This window comes from Tsukamurella pseudospumae (assembly GCF_001575195.1).
Taxonomy (GTDB): Bacteria; Actinomycetota; Actinomycetes; order Mycobacteriales; family Mycobacteriaceae; genus Tsukamurella; species Tsukamurella pseudospumae.
Genome location: NZ_LSRF01000058.1, coordinates 508,632 through 523,390, shown reverse-complemented (window position 1 = coordinate 523,390; position 14,759 = coordinate 508,632). Strand labels below are relative to the sequence as shown.

The following is a 14,759-nucleotide window of genomic DNA, read 5'->3' as shown; positions in this document are numbered from 1 at the left end:
CTCAGAGCCAGGCGCCCGCGTCCCACGTGAGGAACGAGTCCAGGCTCGGGGCCGGGTGCTGCTGCGGATGGTTCGTGGACAGGTAGGCGCCGCGGTAGAACAGCAGCGGCTTCGCGTCGTCCACATCGCCGAGGTGATGGACCCGCCCGATCGCGATGTGATGGTCGCCGCCGTCCAGAACGTTCTCGAGCGTGCAGTCCATCCACGTCAGGGATCCGTCGATCGTCGGGTTGCCGAGCGGCGAGGGCGTCCACCGCAGGCCTTCGAACTTGTCGTCCACCGACCGTCCGAACGCCGCGCTCACCGACTCCTGCTCCTGCCCCAGCACCGACACGGCGAACCGCCCGGAGGCCTCGATGTGCTTCCACGTGCGCGAGGTCTTCATCGGGCAGAACAGTACGAGCGGCGGGTCCAGCGACAGCGCCGCGAAGGACTGGCAGGCGAAGCCGACGGGACGCTCCTCCACGTCCGATGTCGCGACGATCGTGACGCCGGTACAGAACTGCCCCATCACATGTCGGAACGTGCGCTGGTCGAATCCCGCCTCGGTCATGCTGCCAACCTACTCCGGCGGGTTCGACGGTCCGCGCCCCACCAGCCGGGCGCACGGCGCACCGTCGGACATGCCGAGGTACGCGTGCGGACCGGGCCCCGCGAGGATCCGATCGTCGTGATCGTTACCCCCGGCAGCCGAGGGCGATGGCCCGGGCGACCGGCGTCAGCTCGTCGTCCGGGCGGTCCAGGTCCACCGGCGGACCCGGCAGCGCGGGCTGCGCGAGGAACCGCGCGCCCCGTCCGGGCCCCGGCAACAGTGGTTGCGCCGCGTGCACGAGGAACGAGTGACAGAGGTACACATCCCCGGCCGACCCGGTGGCGGCGGTCTCGGGCAGGCCCGCCGTGGACTCGAACTCCGGGATCAACGCACCCATCGCGGCACCGTCGTCCCCGTAGGGCCGTAGCAGCGCGGCCATCCGGCGATGCGACCCGACCCGCAGGCGGGTCGGCGCGTCCCCGTCGCCGATGTCCGAGAAGAGGAACAGCATGAGCAGGGCGCGCCCCTTGCTCCGAAGGTTCACGCGCCAGTGCATGAACGCGTCCGGGATGTCGCCGGGGAAGCTCGCGTCGATGTGCCAGCCGTCGTCGCCGGGTCCGTCCTCGCTGGGGAAGCGCACGGGGAAGGTGTCCAGGGAGACGCGCGGGGCCCACCGTCCGCGCCCGGCCAGACGGTCCGCCGCCTCCGAGACGAGCGGCGACGTCGCGGCCTCGCGAAAGGGCTCCTCGCCGTGCTCGCCGAGGCGGACCACCGGGCGGTCCCAGGTCGACGGGGCGTCCCGGTCGATTCCCATGGTCGCGAGCTCCGCCCACAGCACGTCCCGGCACGCCGCGGCCGTCGCGCTGCTGAACGCCCCGCGGATCGCGACGTACCCGTCGCGGACGAAGTCCTCCACCTGCTCGTCGGTCAGCACGCCCCGACCCTGCCACCCGTCCGGCGCCGGCACCAGCGATTTTCCGGCGCGAGTCGCGACGCGCGGCGTAGATTGCGCCGGTGACGCGCAGGCAGCTCTGGGAACGCCGGACGAATCCACTGATGATCGCACTGGCGCTGGCCTTCCTCGCCGTCTACGCGGTGCAGGTGCTCGACGTGGCGCCCACGCCGCTCGTGCACCGGCTGGTGGACGGTGGCGACATCCTGATCTGGGCGTGTTTCGTCCTCGACTACGCGGTCCGGCTGGGACTGTCGACCGACCGCTGGCGGTTCGTGCGGACCCACCCGATCGACCTCATCGCGATCCTGCTGCCACCGTTCCGTCCGCTCCGGGCACTGCGCGCCGCGCCGCTGCTCATCGGCGGGCTGCACCGGTCCCGGCTCACCCGTGCCCGCCTGGCGGTCTTCGTGGGCACCACGTCCGTGCTGGTGATGTTCCTGTGCAGCCTCGCCTTCCTCGACGCGGAGCGGGGCGCCCCCGGCACGAAGATCAGCGGCTACGGCGACGCGCTGTGGTGGGCGGCGGTCACCGTCACCACCGTGGGCTACGGCGACATCTATCCGGTCACCGGCGAGGGGCGCGCCGTCGCCCTGCTCCTCATGGTCTTCGGCATCGGCCTGATCAGCTTCGCGATCGGCACCGCGACCAGCTGGGTCGTCGATCAGCTCAAGTCCGTCGACGCGAGCGCCCGCCGTACCGACCGGGAGGTCGACGAGCTCACCACCGAGGTCCGCGCCCTGCGCGAGGAGATCGCCAGACTCGGACGGGAGGGCCCGGCGGACTGACGCCCCGGGACCGACACCCGGAAACGCGAAGAGCCGCCACCCGCAGGGTGACGGCTCTTCGAGCGGATCGGTGGAGCGTCAGGCGCTCTCGCCCGGGGTCGTCGCGGACGAGGCGTCGGCCACCAGGGCCGGCACGCCGTCGTCGGACTTCTCCAGGTCGATCGCGGGCTTGGGCTTGCCGGCGAAGGTGAACTTCGCGTCTTCGCCCTTGCCCTCGCCGTCCCAGCCCTCGACGTCGACCTCGACGATCTGGCCCGCGGCGATCTCACCGAACAGGATCTTCTCGGACAGTGCGTCCTCGATCTCCCGCTGGATGGTGCGGCGCAGGGGCCGGGCACCGAGGACCGGGTCGAAACCGCGCTTGGCCAGCAGGCTCTTGGCGCGATCGCTGACCTCGAGCTCCATGTCCTTGTTCTTCAGCGCGACGCCCACGCGGCCGAGCATCAGGTCGACCATCTGGATGATCTGGTCCTGGGTCAGCTGGTGGAACACGACGATGTCGTCGATGCGGTTGAGGAACTCGGGCCGGAAGTGCTTCTTGAGCTCGTCGTTGACCTTGAGCTTCATGCGCTCGTAGTTCGACCCGTCGGAGTCGCCCTGGGTGAAGCCCAGGCCGACGGCCTTCGAGATGTCCGAGGTACCGAGGTTCGACGTGAAGATCAGCACGGTGTTCTTGAAGTCGACCGTGCGACCCTGACCGTCGGTCAGGCGGCCGTCCTCGAGCACCTGCAGCAGCGTGTTGTAGATCTCGCTGTGCGCCTTCTCGATCTCGTCGAAGAGGACCACGGAGAAGGGCTTGCGGCGCACCTTCTCGGTGAGCTGGCCGCCCTCCTCGTAGCCCACGTACCCGGGAGGGGCACCGAACAGGCGCGAGGCGGTGAAACGGTCGTGGAACTCGCCCATGTCGATCTGGATGAGCGCGTCGTCCTCGCCGAACAGGAAGTTCGCCAGCGCCTTCGACAGCTCCGTCTTACCCACACCGGACGGGCCGGCGAAGATGAAAGAGCCCGACGGGCGCTTGGGGTCCTTCAGGCCGGCGCGCGTGCGGCGGATCGCCTTCGAGACCGCCTTGACGGCGTCCTCCTGGCCGATGATCCGCTTGTGCAGCTCGTCCTCCATGCGGAGCAGACGGGTGGTCTCCTCCTCGGTGAGCTTGAAGACGGGAATGCCGGTCCAGTTACCGAGGACCTCGGCGATCTGCTCCTCGTCGACCTCGGCGACGACATCGAGATCACCCGCGCGCCACTGCTTCTCACGCTCGGCGCGCTCGCCGATGAGCTGCTTCTCCTTGTCGCGCAGCGACGCGGCCTTCTCGAAGTCCTGCTCGTCGATCGCCGATTCCTTCTCCCGGCGGGCGTCGGCGATCTTGTCGTCGAAGGCGCGCAGGTCCGGCGGCGCGGTCATCCGGCGGATGCGCATGCGCGCGCCCGCCTCGTCGATGAGGTCGATCGCCTTGTCCGGCAGGAAGCGGTCGTTGATGTACCGGTCCGCCAGGGTGGCGGCGGCGACCAGCGCACTGTCCGTGATGGAGATGCGGTGGTGCGCCTCGTACCGGTCGCGCAGGCCCTTGAGGATCTCGATGGCGTGCTCGACGCTCGGCTCGCCCACCTGGACGGGCTGGAAGCGACGCTCCAGGGCGGCGTCCTTCTCGATGTACTTGCGGTACTCGTCGAGGGTGGTCGCGCCGATGGTCTGCAGCTCGCCACGGGCCAGCTTCGGCTTGAGGATCGACGCGGCGTCGATCGCGCCCTCGGCGGCACCCGCGCCGACGAGCGTGTGCAGCTCGTCGATGAACAGGATGATGTCGCCGCGGGTGTCGATCTCCTTGAGCACCTTGCGCAGGCGCTCCTCGAAGTCACCGCGGTAGCGGCTGCCGGCGACCAGGGAGCCCAGGTCCAGCGTGTAGAGCTGCTTGTCCTTGAGCGTCTCTGGCACGTTGCCGTTGACGATGGCCTGCGCCAGGCCCTCGACCACGGCGGTCTTGCCGACGCCGGGCTCGCCGATCAGCACCGGGTTGTTCTTGGTGCGCCGCGAGAGCACCTGCATGATGCGCTCGATCTCCTTGGACCGGCCGATGACCGGGTCCAGCTTGCCCTGCGCCGCGGCAGCGGTCAGGTTTCTGCCGAACTGGTCCAGGACCAGGGAGGTCGACGGGGTGCCCGCCTCGCCACCCGAGGTCCGGGCACCGGCGCCGGCGGGCTCGCCGCCACCGCCCTCCTTGCCCTGGTAACCGGAGAGCAGCTGGATGACCTGCTGGCGCACCCGGTTGAGATCGGCGCCCAGCTTCACCAGGACCTGGGCTGCGACGCCCTCGCCCTCGCGGATCAGGCCGAGCAGGATGTGCTCGGTGCCGATGTAGTTGTGGCCGAGCTGCAGCGCCTCGCGCAGCGACAGCTCGAGGACCTTCTTGGCACGCGGCGTGAAGGGGATGTGACCCGACGGGGCCTGCTGGCCCTGCCCGATGATCTCCTCGACCTGGCTGCGCACACCCTCCAGGGAGATGCCCAGCGACTCGAGGGCCTTGGCGGCCACACCCTCACCCTCGTGGATCAGGCCCAGGAGGATGTGCTCGGTGCCGATGTAGTTGTGATTGAGCATCCTGGCTTCTTCTTGCGCCAGGACGACGACGCGACGAGCGCGGTCGGTGAACCTCTCGAACATGGCCATTTTCCTCACATCCCGGTTACTTCGGGGACCGGACGGGGCCGGACCCGCAGATAGCCGTCTGCAATCAACGTCTTCTCACTGTAGTTCGGACCGGTCAGCGGTGGTGTCGGCAGTGCCCCGCCCGCGGTGCCCGCAGGCCCATCGGGCCGCCTCTCCGGTCCTGATACACCAGGTCAAACGCACTGTCGCCGGGTTTTGATTCCCGTTCCGCCGTGAGCGAAACGGTCCTGGATACGACTCACCCCGGTGCGCGCCGCGCACCGGGGTGAGAAGAGTCGTGGATCAGTTCGCCTCGTTGTAGGCGTCGATGACGTCCTGGCTGATGCGACCGCGGTCGTTGACCTTCAGGCCGGACTTGCGCGCCCAATCGCGGATCGCGGCACTCTGCGAGCGATCGATCGGCGTGCGCCCCCGGGGCGCGGCGATGGCGCGCGCACCGCGCTTGCGGCCGCCCGCACGACGGGCGTTCGCGACCCATTCCTCGAGGGAATCACGCAGCTTCGCGGCGTTCTTCGACGACAGATCGATCTCGTAGGTGACACCGTCCAGGCCGAATTCCACGGTCTCGTCAGCGGTCTGCGTATCGTCCACGTCGTCGACCAGCGTAACGGTGACCTTGCGCGCCATAGTACGGCCCCTTCTCGATGTTTTCGCGTTCCGTTGATGTCGTTCAATGCGAGTCTATACACACGAATACGCGATTCACGATTCAAACGCCACGAATAGGGTCGCGATCAGGTAACGATTCGGATCGCACACACGTCGACAACGGACGAATGACGCGAATGACGCCCAATTCGTCGAATTGCGACTACTACGGATGCAGCAGGGAACGCACTCGGTCGGAGCCGATGGCCAGCAGCAACGTGGGCAGACGAGGGCCTGTGTCACTGGTCACGAGGAGCCGATAGAGCAACACGAAGAATGCGCGCTGCGCCGCGGCGAGTTCCTTATCGCCCTTGACGATCTGATCCGCACCGAGACCGCGCTGCACCTTGGCGACGCCGTACACCTGGTGCGTGATCCCGGCGAGCGACCAGTCGTCCTCGAGCCGTCCCAGGCCCGCCGGTGCCGGCGTTCCCGAGCCCTCCAGCAGCAGGCGCAGGCCCGCGCGCTGCTCGTCGGTCAGTGACTCGAGCAGCGCGGTGTCGGGCTCGGTCCGGACGACGGTGCGCTCCTGTTGCGGCATCTGCTCGGCCACCCAGGCGCTCGCCCGGTCCAGCCGCGGGCGCAACGGATCGAGGCTCGTCAGCGTGGTGTCCGGTTCGAGCGCAGCCAGGATGCGCAGGGTCTGCTCGTCGTCACCGGTGGTGATGTCGACGATGGAGGCCAGCGTCTTGTACGCCATCGGCCGCGGGGTGAGCGGCAGCTCGCGCACCGCTCCCGACGCCGGGTCCAGCACGGACGCCGCGCGGGCGTACGCCGCGATGTCGCCGGGCTGAGCCTTCTCCCCCGCCGTCTTGCGGACCAGGGCGTCCCATTCGTCGTACGTGCGCGGCAGCTCACCGTCGAGCGCGACGTCGAAGGACTGGTTCGGCTTCTTCCGGCCGTACAGCCACCGCAGCAGCGGCGGCTCCAGGTAGCGCAGGGCGATCGCGGCCGTGGGCACGCCGCCCTTGGACGAGGACATCTTCGCCATTCCGCGAATACCGACGAACGCGTACATCGGGCCGAGCGGACGCTTCCACCCGAAGATCGGAGCCACGTCCTTGCCGACCGCGAACGACGATCCCGGCGATTGATGGTCCACACCGGAGGGCTCGAAGGTCACCTTCTCGTACGCCCAGCGCATCGGCCAATCGACCTTCCACACCAGCTTTCCATCGGTGTGTTCCCGCAGTGCCACGGTCTCGGTATGGCCGCATCGGCACTCATAGGTGAGTGCGGTCGATTCGTCGTCGTACGCCGTTACCGTGGTGAAATCAGTGCCGCAGACGGAGCAGTAGGGCTTGTACGGGTAGTAGCCGGAATCGCCCGATCCATCCGCGTCCTCCGCCGCTCCCGACATGGCATCCGCGTCCGTTTCCTCCGCATTCTCCGTCGCCGGCGAGGAATCGCCGCGATCGAGCGTGCGATAACGCTCGAGGATGGAATCAATACGACCGCGCTGCGCCATGGCGTGCAGAACCTGGTCGATATACGCACCAGAGGTGTACATCTGCGATTGGCTGATTCCGCGGTACTCGACCCCGAGATCTTCGAGCGCACTCTGCAATTCACGACGGAAATGCTCAGCCCAGTTCGCCGCGTCGGAGCCGTGCGGGGCCGGAACGCGCGTCAGTGGTTTACCGATGTGCTGCTCCCAGGACGAATCCACACCGGGAACGTTCGGCACCTTCCGGAAACGGTCGAAATCGTCCCAGGAGATGATGTGCTCGACGGTCCGGCCGCGGCGGCGCAATTCATCGGCCACCAGGTGCGGCACCATCACCTCGCGCAGATTGCCGAGGTGGATCGGTCCCGACGGGGAGATGCCCGACGCCACCTTCACCGGGGTCTCGTTCCGCTCGGCGAAGGCCACGGCCTCATCGGCGAGTCGCGAGACCCAGTCGTCCAGGGGAGCGTTCAGTTCGGTCACGGACCGTCATCTTACCGACGGGGCCGCGCGCGCCTCACGCCTCGTGCGCCGCGAACTGGGCCAGGGCCCGACGGTACGCATCCGACTCGCCGGCGCGGCCCGCTCCGGGCGTGATGCCCAGTGCCAACGCGCGGAAGCCACCGTCGACCGAGGAGGCCTTCACGCCGCGGTCCCGCAGGCGCGTGGCGATCGCGGCGGCGGTGGCGCCGTTGCCGCTGACCAGCAGCCATTCGGCGTCGGAGCCGGCGGCCGCGAGGCTGGTGGACAGGCCCGGGACGAGCCGCGCCGCGACGGCGGCCGCGTCGAGAGCGACGGCGCCGGGAAGAATGCCGTCGCGGTTGCGCTCGGACTGGTCGCGGACGTCCACGACGATCTGGCCTGCGGCGGGGGTGAAGTGCACGGGGTGCATCGAGATCTCCAGGAGGGAGGCGGAGCGCGCTCGCGAGTGCGGCGGCGTCCGGGCAGCGGAAGGGGGCCGGGTTCCTAACGGACCCGACAACACTCCATGCAGCTGCGCACCTGGCTCATGACAGCGAAGTTAGCACCCCGCCCGGGCGAGCGGCAAGGGTTCGAATCATCCGTGACGCGAATCCCGCGCGCGCTTCTCGCGCTGCGCCCGGTTGGCGCTCTCGCGCAGGTGGACGGCCCGCAGGCCCTGCAGGGTGAGGTCGGCGCGGTGATCGGTCACGGTCGAGCACTCGGCGGCGACCGCGGAAACCTGCCCACCCGGCCCGCCCGCGTCGAAGCCGCCCGTCGCCACCACACGGGCGCCGGGGACGACCTCGAGGGCCCGGCCCACGAGCGCGTCGACCATGCCCGCGAAGCCGTAGATGATCCCGGACTGCAGCGCCTCGACGGTGTTCTTCCCGACCACCGACCGCGGCGGCACCAGCTCGACCCGGCGCAGCGCGACGGTGCGCTCGGCGAGCGCGTCCAGCGCGCTCCCGACGCCCGCGGCGATCGCTCCGCCCAGGAACTCGCCGCGAGCGCTCACCACGTCGACCCGCGTCGACGTGCCGAAGTCCACGACGACGCACGGCGTACCGTCGGGCCTGCCGATCAGCTCGAAGGCACCGGCGGCGTTGGCGACACGGTCGGTGCCCACCTCGCGAGGATTGTCGACGAGCAGCGGCACGCCGGTCTTCACGCCGGGCTCGAGGATCACGTGCTGCGCGTCCGGGTAGTAGCGGGGCATCACGGCGCGCAGCGAGCGCAGCAGCTCGGGCACCGTCGAGAGCACGCTGACGCCGGTGACGGCCGCGGGGTCGAAGCCCCCGCCCGTGAGGAAGCCGTTCAGGATGAGCGCCAGCTCGTCCGAGGTCATCCGCGGGTCGCTGCGCAACCGCCAGGTGCCGAGCAGTTCCTCGCCCGCGGCGGACGCGAACAGGCCGACGGTGACCGAGGTGTTGCCGGCGTCGATCGCCAGCAGCACTAGATGCGCCCCGTCACCAGGCCGTAGCCGTCCGGCACGTGCGCGGCGTCGGCGGTGAGCTCGACGGGCCTGTTGTCGCCGTCGACGAAGACGACGCTCGGCGCGTAGGTCGTCAGCTCGGCCTCGTTCAGCTGGCCGTAGGCGATGAGGATGACGATGTCGCCCGGGTTCACGAGATGCGCTGCCGCGCCGTTGATCCCGATCACGCCGCTGCCCCGCTCACCGGCGATGGTGTAGGTCTCGAGGCGGGCGCCGTTGGTCACGTCGACGATGGCCACCTGCTCGCCCTCGAGCAGGTTCGCGGCGTCCAGCAGGTCCTGGTCGACGGTGACCGACCCCACGTAGTGCAGGTTCGCCTCGGTCACGGTGGCGCGGTGGATCTTGCTGGTCATCATGGTGCGCAGCACTATTCGGCCTCCTCGAGGAATCCGGTGCCGATGGCGACGCCCACGTTGTCGAGCAGGCGGGTGGTGCCGAGCTTCGCGGCGACCAGCAGCCGGCCGTCGCCCTTGTCCGGCGCGACCCCCAGGTCGGGTGCGCGCAGTTCCAGGTACTGCACCGCGATCTCGGGGCGCGAGGCGAGGACCTCGTTCGCGGCGGCGAGGATGGCGGACTCGCCGCCCTGCGCGGCGTAGGCGCCGGCGAGCAGCGCCGCGGAGAGGGCCGTCGCGGCCTCGCGCTCGTCCTCGGAGAGGTAGACGTTGCGCGAGCTCATCGCTAGGCCGTCGGCCTCGCGGACCGTCGGGACGCCGACGATCTTGACGTCCATGTTGAGGTCGGTGACCATCTGCCGCACCAGCACCAGCTGCTGGTAGTCCTTCTCACCGAAGTACGCGGTGTGCGGCCGCACGATGTTGAGCAGCTTGTTCACCACGGTCAGCATCCCCGCGAAATGCGTGGGGCGGCTGGCCGCCTCGAGGCCCTCGCCGGCGGCGCCGGGGTGGATCGTGGTGCGCGGGCCGTTCGGGTACATGTCGGCGGCCGACGGCGCGAACACCAGCTCGACGCCCGCCGCGCGCAGCTTCGCCACATCCTCGTCGAGGGTGCGCGGGTACGCGTCCAGGTCCTCGCCCGCGCCGAACTGCAACGGGTTGACGAAGATCGACACCACGACGACGGCGCCGTTCAGCTTCGCGGCGTGCACCAGCTCCAAGTGGCCCGCGTGCAGCGCGCCCATGGTCGGGACGAAGGCGATCTGCCGCCCCGTCGACTTCAACGCGTTCGTGACCTTGGTGAGCTGCGCCGGGTCGTGGTGCACGGTCAGCTGGCCGGGGGTGTACGGGCGGGTGGGTGCACTCATGAGAGCTCCTGAGGTGTCGCGAGGACGGGATCGATCGTGGCTGAGTTTCCGGATTGTGCTGCCGCGCGCCGGGATTGGGCGCGGTACGCATCGGCGATGCGCGGGCCGTCGGTCGGGTCGACGGTCGCCAGAGCGGTCAGGTGCCGGGCGACGGTGCGGGCGTCGCCGCGAGCCGCGGGCCCCGTCAACGCCGCCGGACCACGGGCCAGGGCGTTGTCGAGGGCCGCCCGGGCCAGCGGCGCGAGGACGCGCTCGGCGAGTCCCTCCGCCGGTCCCCCGACCGTGTCGGCGCCGATCCCGCCGGCGAGCGCGGCGCGCAGGGCGAGCACGGCATCGTCGACCAGGGCCACCAGGTGGTTCGCACCGTGGGCGAGCGCAGCGTGATAGAGCGGGCGTGCCGCCTCGGGCACGCGGACCGGCTCGGCGCCGAGCTCGAGCGCGAGCGCCTGCCCGACGGCGTGCCCGATCTCGTCCGCGGCGGTGATGCCGATGCAGCAGTCGGCCAGCCGGACGGTGTCCTCGGGATCGTCGACGAAGGTCATCGCGGGGTGGAAGGCGACGGTCGTGCAGCCCAGACGGGCAAGCGGCGCGAGGACGCCCACGCCGAGGGCACCCGAGGTGTGCAGCACGATCGCCGACGGATTGACGCGCGGAGCCAGCTCGTCGACGAGACCGGGGAGCTCGGTGTCCGGCACGGCCAGGATGAGGAGCTCGGCCTTCTCCGCGATGTCCGACGGTGCGCCGACCGTCGCTTCGGGCAGCCGGCGCGCGGCGCGCTCACGGGAAGGGCCCGACGGTGCCGCGACCGCGGTGACGACGTGCCCGGCCCGCTCGAGCGCGGAGCCGAGGGCGGTGCCGACACGGCCGGCGGAGATCACGCCGACGGACAGCCGCGCGGGGGTGGGGGGATTGGGTATCCCGGCGAAGAGCTCGGGCATGGGCGTACGCCTCCAAGGGGGTCGTTCCAGTCCCGCGGCGCGGGTACCGGACGGTCATCAGAAGGCTATGCCCGCGCCGACGCGCGGGCAACGCGGTGTGAGCTAGATCATCAGTCCTGCCTGCGGCGACGGCCGCCGCTGGAACGCTCCGTGTCGGCGTTCATCCGGGCGATCAGGTCCGCGACGGTGTTGCCGGAGGAGTGCTGGCCCGCGACGTGCTCGTGCGGGTTCTGGGAGGCCTGTTGCTCCGGCGCCGGCTGAGGGGCCTGCTCGGCCGGCACGCTCGGCGGCACCGGCGGCGCCTGCGGGGCCGCCCACTGCTGCTGCGGCGCCTGCGGCGGGTACGCCTGGAACGGCGAGTAGGGCGGCGCGGCCCGCCCCGGTGCCTGCTGCGGCGGAACGTCGGGGGTGTACGGGCGCGGCGGTAGGGGCGAGCGGTAGCCGGACTGCGGGGCGAGCGGAACGAAGGGCTCGTTCGTCGTGGGGTCGACGTGCTCGACGTGCTCGACGTCGACCGGCGGCACCTCGGGCTCGGCCGGCGCGGCAGACGGCGCCTCCTCCTCGGCGACCACGTGGAACACCGTCGTCGGCGACTCCTCCTGCGGACGGCCGGCGGCCGGTACGTCGGCGACGGCGGCCTCGGCGACGTCCTCCTCGAACCCGATCGCTCCCCCGGCCGAACCCGCGCCGTAGTAGTCGTCCACCTCGGGAGAGGGCTCCGGGACGCCCGCGAAATCCTGCTGGGCGCGGAACCGGTCGTCGTCCTCGAACACGGACTTGGCGCGCTGGGCGGCCAGCGCGCGTTGCTCGGCGGCGGCGTACAGCTCGCTGTAGGACGGGCCTAGATCGCGCCCCAGCAGCTCCTCGAGGTTCGCACGCAGCGCGAGCACCTCGGCCTTGAGCGCGGTCAGCTCCTCGTTCGATTCGTCCTTCACCTCGGCGCGGATGTCGCGCTCCACCTGGAGCTCGTACTCGCGGCGGGCGCTGATCTCCCGCTCGAGCTGCAGGCCGTACACGGTCTTGAGACCGCTCTCCTTCGACTCCGCGGCGCGCAGGTCGCGTGAGTACCGCGCGATGAGGAAGGCCGCGATCACGAGCCCCCAGATGAGCAGGATCAGCGCCACCAGGCCCCAGCGGGGGTTCTCGGAGAACACCCACATCCCGGTACCGACCACCGCCAGCGCGATCACGACGCCGAGCATCCACTGACCGGCGCCTCCCGATCGGCGGGCGACACGCTTCCGTGAACTCGGGATCGGTGGTTGCGTCATGATCGCGACCTTACCGTTTACTTTGGGTCCGGCCTCTCAGGCTGGCGATGTGTCGGCGGGCTGGTCATCGGGATCGTCCGGCGTGCGGCAGCACCGTTCCAGCCACAGCGCCGCGGCGAGGAGCAGCAGCGCGCCGGCCGCACCGATCCACGCGCCGGGCCGGTCCGCGTGCGTGGCGCCGAGCTCGGCGCCGGAGGTGTACAGGTACACCAGCACTCCGCCGAAGAAGCCGAGAGCCACGGCCCCGAGGTACGCCGACGCCTTCGCGAGCGCCACCGACCGCGCGACCGCGATGGGATGGATCCGACCCGGCCCCATGCCGATCCGCCCGTCTGCGAGGCGCGAGCGCACGAGTTGGGCGATGTACAGATCGGCCGCGGCGACGCCGTACAGCAGCGCACCGGCCCACAGGGGGATCACCGGCACGAAGGCCTTCGCCAGCAGGTAGACGCCGATCGCCACGCCGATCACGATCACCGCGAGCTCGAGCCGGCCGGTGGATCGCACGCTGGGCCCGCTCGGCTCCCCCGGTCCCCGCCCGGTCGGGTTCGACGGTGCGCTCACAGCCGCGTCACCTCCGCGGTCTCGTCGGCGGGCAGGCCCCGCACGAGGGCGTCGACGGTGCCGTGCCCCGGCAGCACCGCGGCCGGGTCGGCGTCCAGCCACGGCACCAGCACGAACGCCCGCAGGTGCGCGCGCGGGTGCGGCAGCGTGAGCTCGGGGTCCTCGGAGAACACGGCGTCGTCGGCATCACGCGCCCCGCTCGCCCCGCTCTGGGCGGACTCCCAGACGGCGACGACGTCGACATCGAGCGTGCGGGGCCCCCAGCGGACCTCGCGCACCCGGTCGGCCGCGGCCTCCTGCTCGCGCGCGAACGCGAGCCAGCCGGCGGCGTCCCGCGCCGGATCGTCGACGAGCACGGTCGCATTGACGAAGTCGTCCTGGGCCACCCCGCCCCACGGGGGCGTGCGGAACAGCGCAGATGCGCGGACCAGCGCGGGGCCGAGGGCGTCGATCGCGGCACGGACGGTGCCGGCCGCGTCGCCGAGGTTGGCGCCGATCGACAGCACGGCCGTGCTCACTGCTGCACGCTCCGGGCGCCGGATCGGGACCGCCGCGCGATGACGGCGACGTCCGCGAACGTGAGCGGAATGGGTGCCGCGGGCTTGTGCACCGTCACCTCGACGGCGTACACCTTCTCGTCGCCGGCGATGTCGTCGGCGATCTCGGCGGCGACGGTCTCGATGAGGTTGCGCGGCTCCCCTGCGACGATGTCGTGGGCGCGCTGCGCGAGGGCGCCGTAGTCGACGGTGTCGTTGAGATCGTCCGACGCGGACGCGGGCCGCGAGTCGACCCACAGCACGAGGTCGACGACGAACTCCTGCCCGTCGCGACGCTCGTGGTCGAAGACGCCGTGGTGGCCGCGCACGCGCAGTCCGGTGAGCTCGATCCGATCGGCCATCTCTAGAGGCCACCCTTCTGCGTCATGGTCGGGGCTCCGCCCCTCCGCCAGGCCTGCGCGACGGCGATCGCGTCCGCCGTCGAGCGCACGTCGTGCACGCGGACGCCCCACGCCCCGGCCTGCGCCGCGAGCGCGGAGACCGCGGCGGTGGCCACCTCACGGCCGGCGGGCTCGCGCCCACCGAGCAGCTCGCCGAGGAAGCGCTTGCGGGAGGCACCGACGAGGATCCGGAATCCCGTGTCCTGCAGGGCCGGGAGCCCGTGCAGCAGGGCCCAGTTGTGGGCGGCGTTCTTGGCGAAGCCGAGGCCCGGGTCCAGCACGATCCGCTCGCGCGCGATGCCCGCGGCGATCGCGGCGTCGGCCTGGTGCAGCAGCTCGTCGCGCACCTCGGCGACGACGTCGTCGTACTCGGTGATCTCGTGGTGGATGCCGGCCCACACCGGTCCCGGCGCGCCGGGCGAGGGCCGCCAGTGCATGAGGATCCAGGGCGCGTCCGAGTCTGCGACCACGCGGGTCATGTCCGGGTCGGCGCGGCCGCCCGAGACGTCGTTGACGATCGCGGCGCCCGCGTCGAGCGCAGCGGCGGCGACGGACGCGCGCATCGTGTCCACGGAGACGGCGATGCCCTCGGCGGCGAGCGCGGCGATCACGGGCACGACGCGGTCGCGCTCCAGCTCGGCGGGCACGCGGTGCGCGCCGGGCCGGGTCGACTCCCCGCCCACGTCCACGATCGCGGCACCGTCGCCGACGAGTTCCCGAGCCCGCGCGACGGCCGCCTCCGGGTCCAGGTAGCGGCCGCCGTCGGAGAACGAGTCGGCCGTGACGTTGACGACGCCCAT

The 14,759-nt window shown here is 71.0% G+C and carries 16 protein-coding genes; 1 reads left to right on the top strand and 15 read right to left on the bottom strand.

Going from position 1 to position 14,759, the window contains the following annotated elements; translation table 11 throughout:
• Window position 1: 1 nt before the first annotated feature.
• Both hsaB and AXK60_RS20850 read right to left on the bottom strand, forming a co-directional pair.
• Window positions 2–553 (bottom strand): 3-hydroxy-9,10-secoandrosta-1,3,5(10)-triene-9,17-dione monooxygenase reductase subunit, encoded by a 552-nt coding sequence (hsaB, locus tag AXK60_RS20855; protein WP_068574098.1) that lies wholly within the window; start codon window positions 551–553, stop codon window positions 2–4.
• 124 nt (window positions 554–677) lie between these two features.
• Window positions 678–1,466, bottom strand: coding sequence for a phytanoyl-CoA dioxygenase family protein (locus tag AXK60_RS20850; protein ID WP_068575274.1), 789 nt, complete (start codon window positions 1,464–1,466; stop codon window positions 678–680).
• An 80-nt stretch (window positions 1,467–1,546) separates the two neighbouring features.
• On the opposite strand from AXK60_RS20850, the gene AXK60_RS20845 reads away from it, so the two are divergent.
• Window positions 1,547–2,272 carry a potassium channel family protein gene (locus AXK60_RS20845; protein ID WP_244881146.1) on the top strand — a complete coding sequence of 242 codons (726 nt, stop codon included), beginning with the start codon at window positions 1,547–1,549 and terminating at the stop codon, window positions 2,270–2,272.
• A 78-nt stretch (window positions 2,273–2,350) separates the two neighbouring features.
• Here the strand turns inward: AXK60_RS20845 and AXK60_RS20840 are convergent, their stop codons facing one another.
• The 13 genes from AXK60_RS20840 to folP form a co-directional block, all read right to left on the bottom strand.
• A complete protein-coding gene (locus AXK60_RS20840; RefSeq protein ID WP_068574094.1) occupies window positions 2,351–4,933 on the bottom strand; it encodes an ATP-dependent Clp protease ATP-binding subunit in 2,583 nt (860 codons plus the stop codon).
• 288 nt (window positions 4,934–5,221) lie between these two features.
• Entirely contained in the window at window positions 5,222–5,566 is a 345-nt protein-coding gene (locus tag AXK60_RS20835) for a histone-like nucleoid-structuring protein Lsr2 (RefSeq protein ID WP_068574092.1), read from the bottom strand.
• Window positions 5,567–5,753: 187 nt separating this feature from the next.
• On the bottom strand, window positions 5,754–7,517 hold the full coding sequence (lysS, locus tag AXK60_RS20830; RefSeq protein WP_082778160.1) for a lysine--tRNA ligase: 1,764 nt from the start codon (window positions 7,515–7,517) through the stop codon (window positions 5,754–5,756).
• Window positions 7,518–7,551: 34 nt separating this feature from the next.
• Window positions 7,552–7,926, bottom strand: a complete 375-nt coding sequence (locus tag AXK60_RS20825; protein ID WP_068744486.1) for a rhodanese-like domain-containing protein — start codon at window positions 7,924–7,926, stop codon at window positions 7,552–7,554.
• Window positions 7,927–8,091: 165 nt separating this feature from the next.
• Entirely contained in the window at window positions 8,092–8,949 is an 858-nt protein-coding gene (locus AXK60_RS20820) for a type III pantothenate kinase (RefSeq protein WP_068574088.1), read from the bottom strand.
• On the bottom strand, window positions 8,949–9,356 hold the full coding sequence (gene panD / locus AXK60_RS20815) for an aspartate 1-decarboxylase (RefSeq protein ID WP_068574087.1): 408 nt from the start codon (window positions 9,354–9,356) through the stop codon (window positions 8,949–8,951). The genes AXK60_RS20820 and panD overlap by 1 nt, the downstream gene beginning before the upstream one ends.
• The gene (gene panC / locus AXK60_RS20810; RefSeq protein ID WP_068574086.1) at window positions 9,356–10,249 is read right to left on the bottom strand and encodes a pantoate--beta-alanine ligase; all 894 of its coding nucleotides are present in this window, start codon (window positions 10,247–10,249) and stop codon (window positions 9,356–9,358) included. Before panC ends, panD begins: the two co-directional genes overlap by 1 nt.
• On the bottom strand, window positions 10,246–11,187 hold the full coding sequence (locus AXK60_RS20805) for a Rossmann-like and DUF2520 domain-containing protein (RefSeq protein ID WP_068574084.1): 942 nt from the start codon (window positions 11,185–11,187) through the stop codon (window positions 10,246–10,248). Before AXK60_RS20805 ends, panC begins: the two co-directional genes overlap by 4 nt.
• A gap of 110 nt (window positions 11,188–11,297) precedes the next feature.
• A complete protein-coding gene (locus tag AXK60_RS20800; protein WP_139058066.1) occupies window positions 11,298–12,458 on the bottom strand; it encodes a DUF6779 domain-containing protein in 1,161 nt (386 codons plus the stop codon).
• A gap of 36 nt (window positions 12,459–12,494) precedes the next feature.
• Window positions 12,495–13,022, bottom strand: coding sequence for a DUF3180 domain-containing protein (locus AXK60_RS20795; protein ID WP_068744484.1), 528 nt, complete (start codon window positions 13,020–13,022; stop codon window positions 12,495–12,497).
• Entirely contained in the window at window positions 13,019–13,540 is a 522-nt protein-coding gene (gene folK / locus AXK60_RS20790; RefSeq protein ID WP_068574078.1) for a 2-amino-4-hydroxy-6-hydroxymethyldihydropteridine diphosphokinase, read from the bottom strand. Before folK ends, AXK60_RS20795 begins: the two co-directional genes overlap by 4 nt.
• Window positions 13,537–13,920, bottom strand: coding sequence for a dihydroneopterin aldolase (gene folB / locus AXK60_RS20785; RefSeq protein ID WP_068574076.1), 384 nt, complete (start codon window positions 13,918–13,920; stop codon window positions 13,537–13,539). The genes folK and folB overlap by 4 nt, the downstream gene beginning before the upstream one ends.
• A gap of 2 nt (window positions 13,921–13,922) precedes the next feature.
• Window positions 13,923–14,759 (bottom strand): dihydropteroate synthase, encoded by an 837-nt coding sequence (gene folP / locus AXK60_RS20780; protein ID WP_068575272.1) that lies wholly within the window; start codon window positions 14,757–14,759, stop codon window positions 13,923–13,925.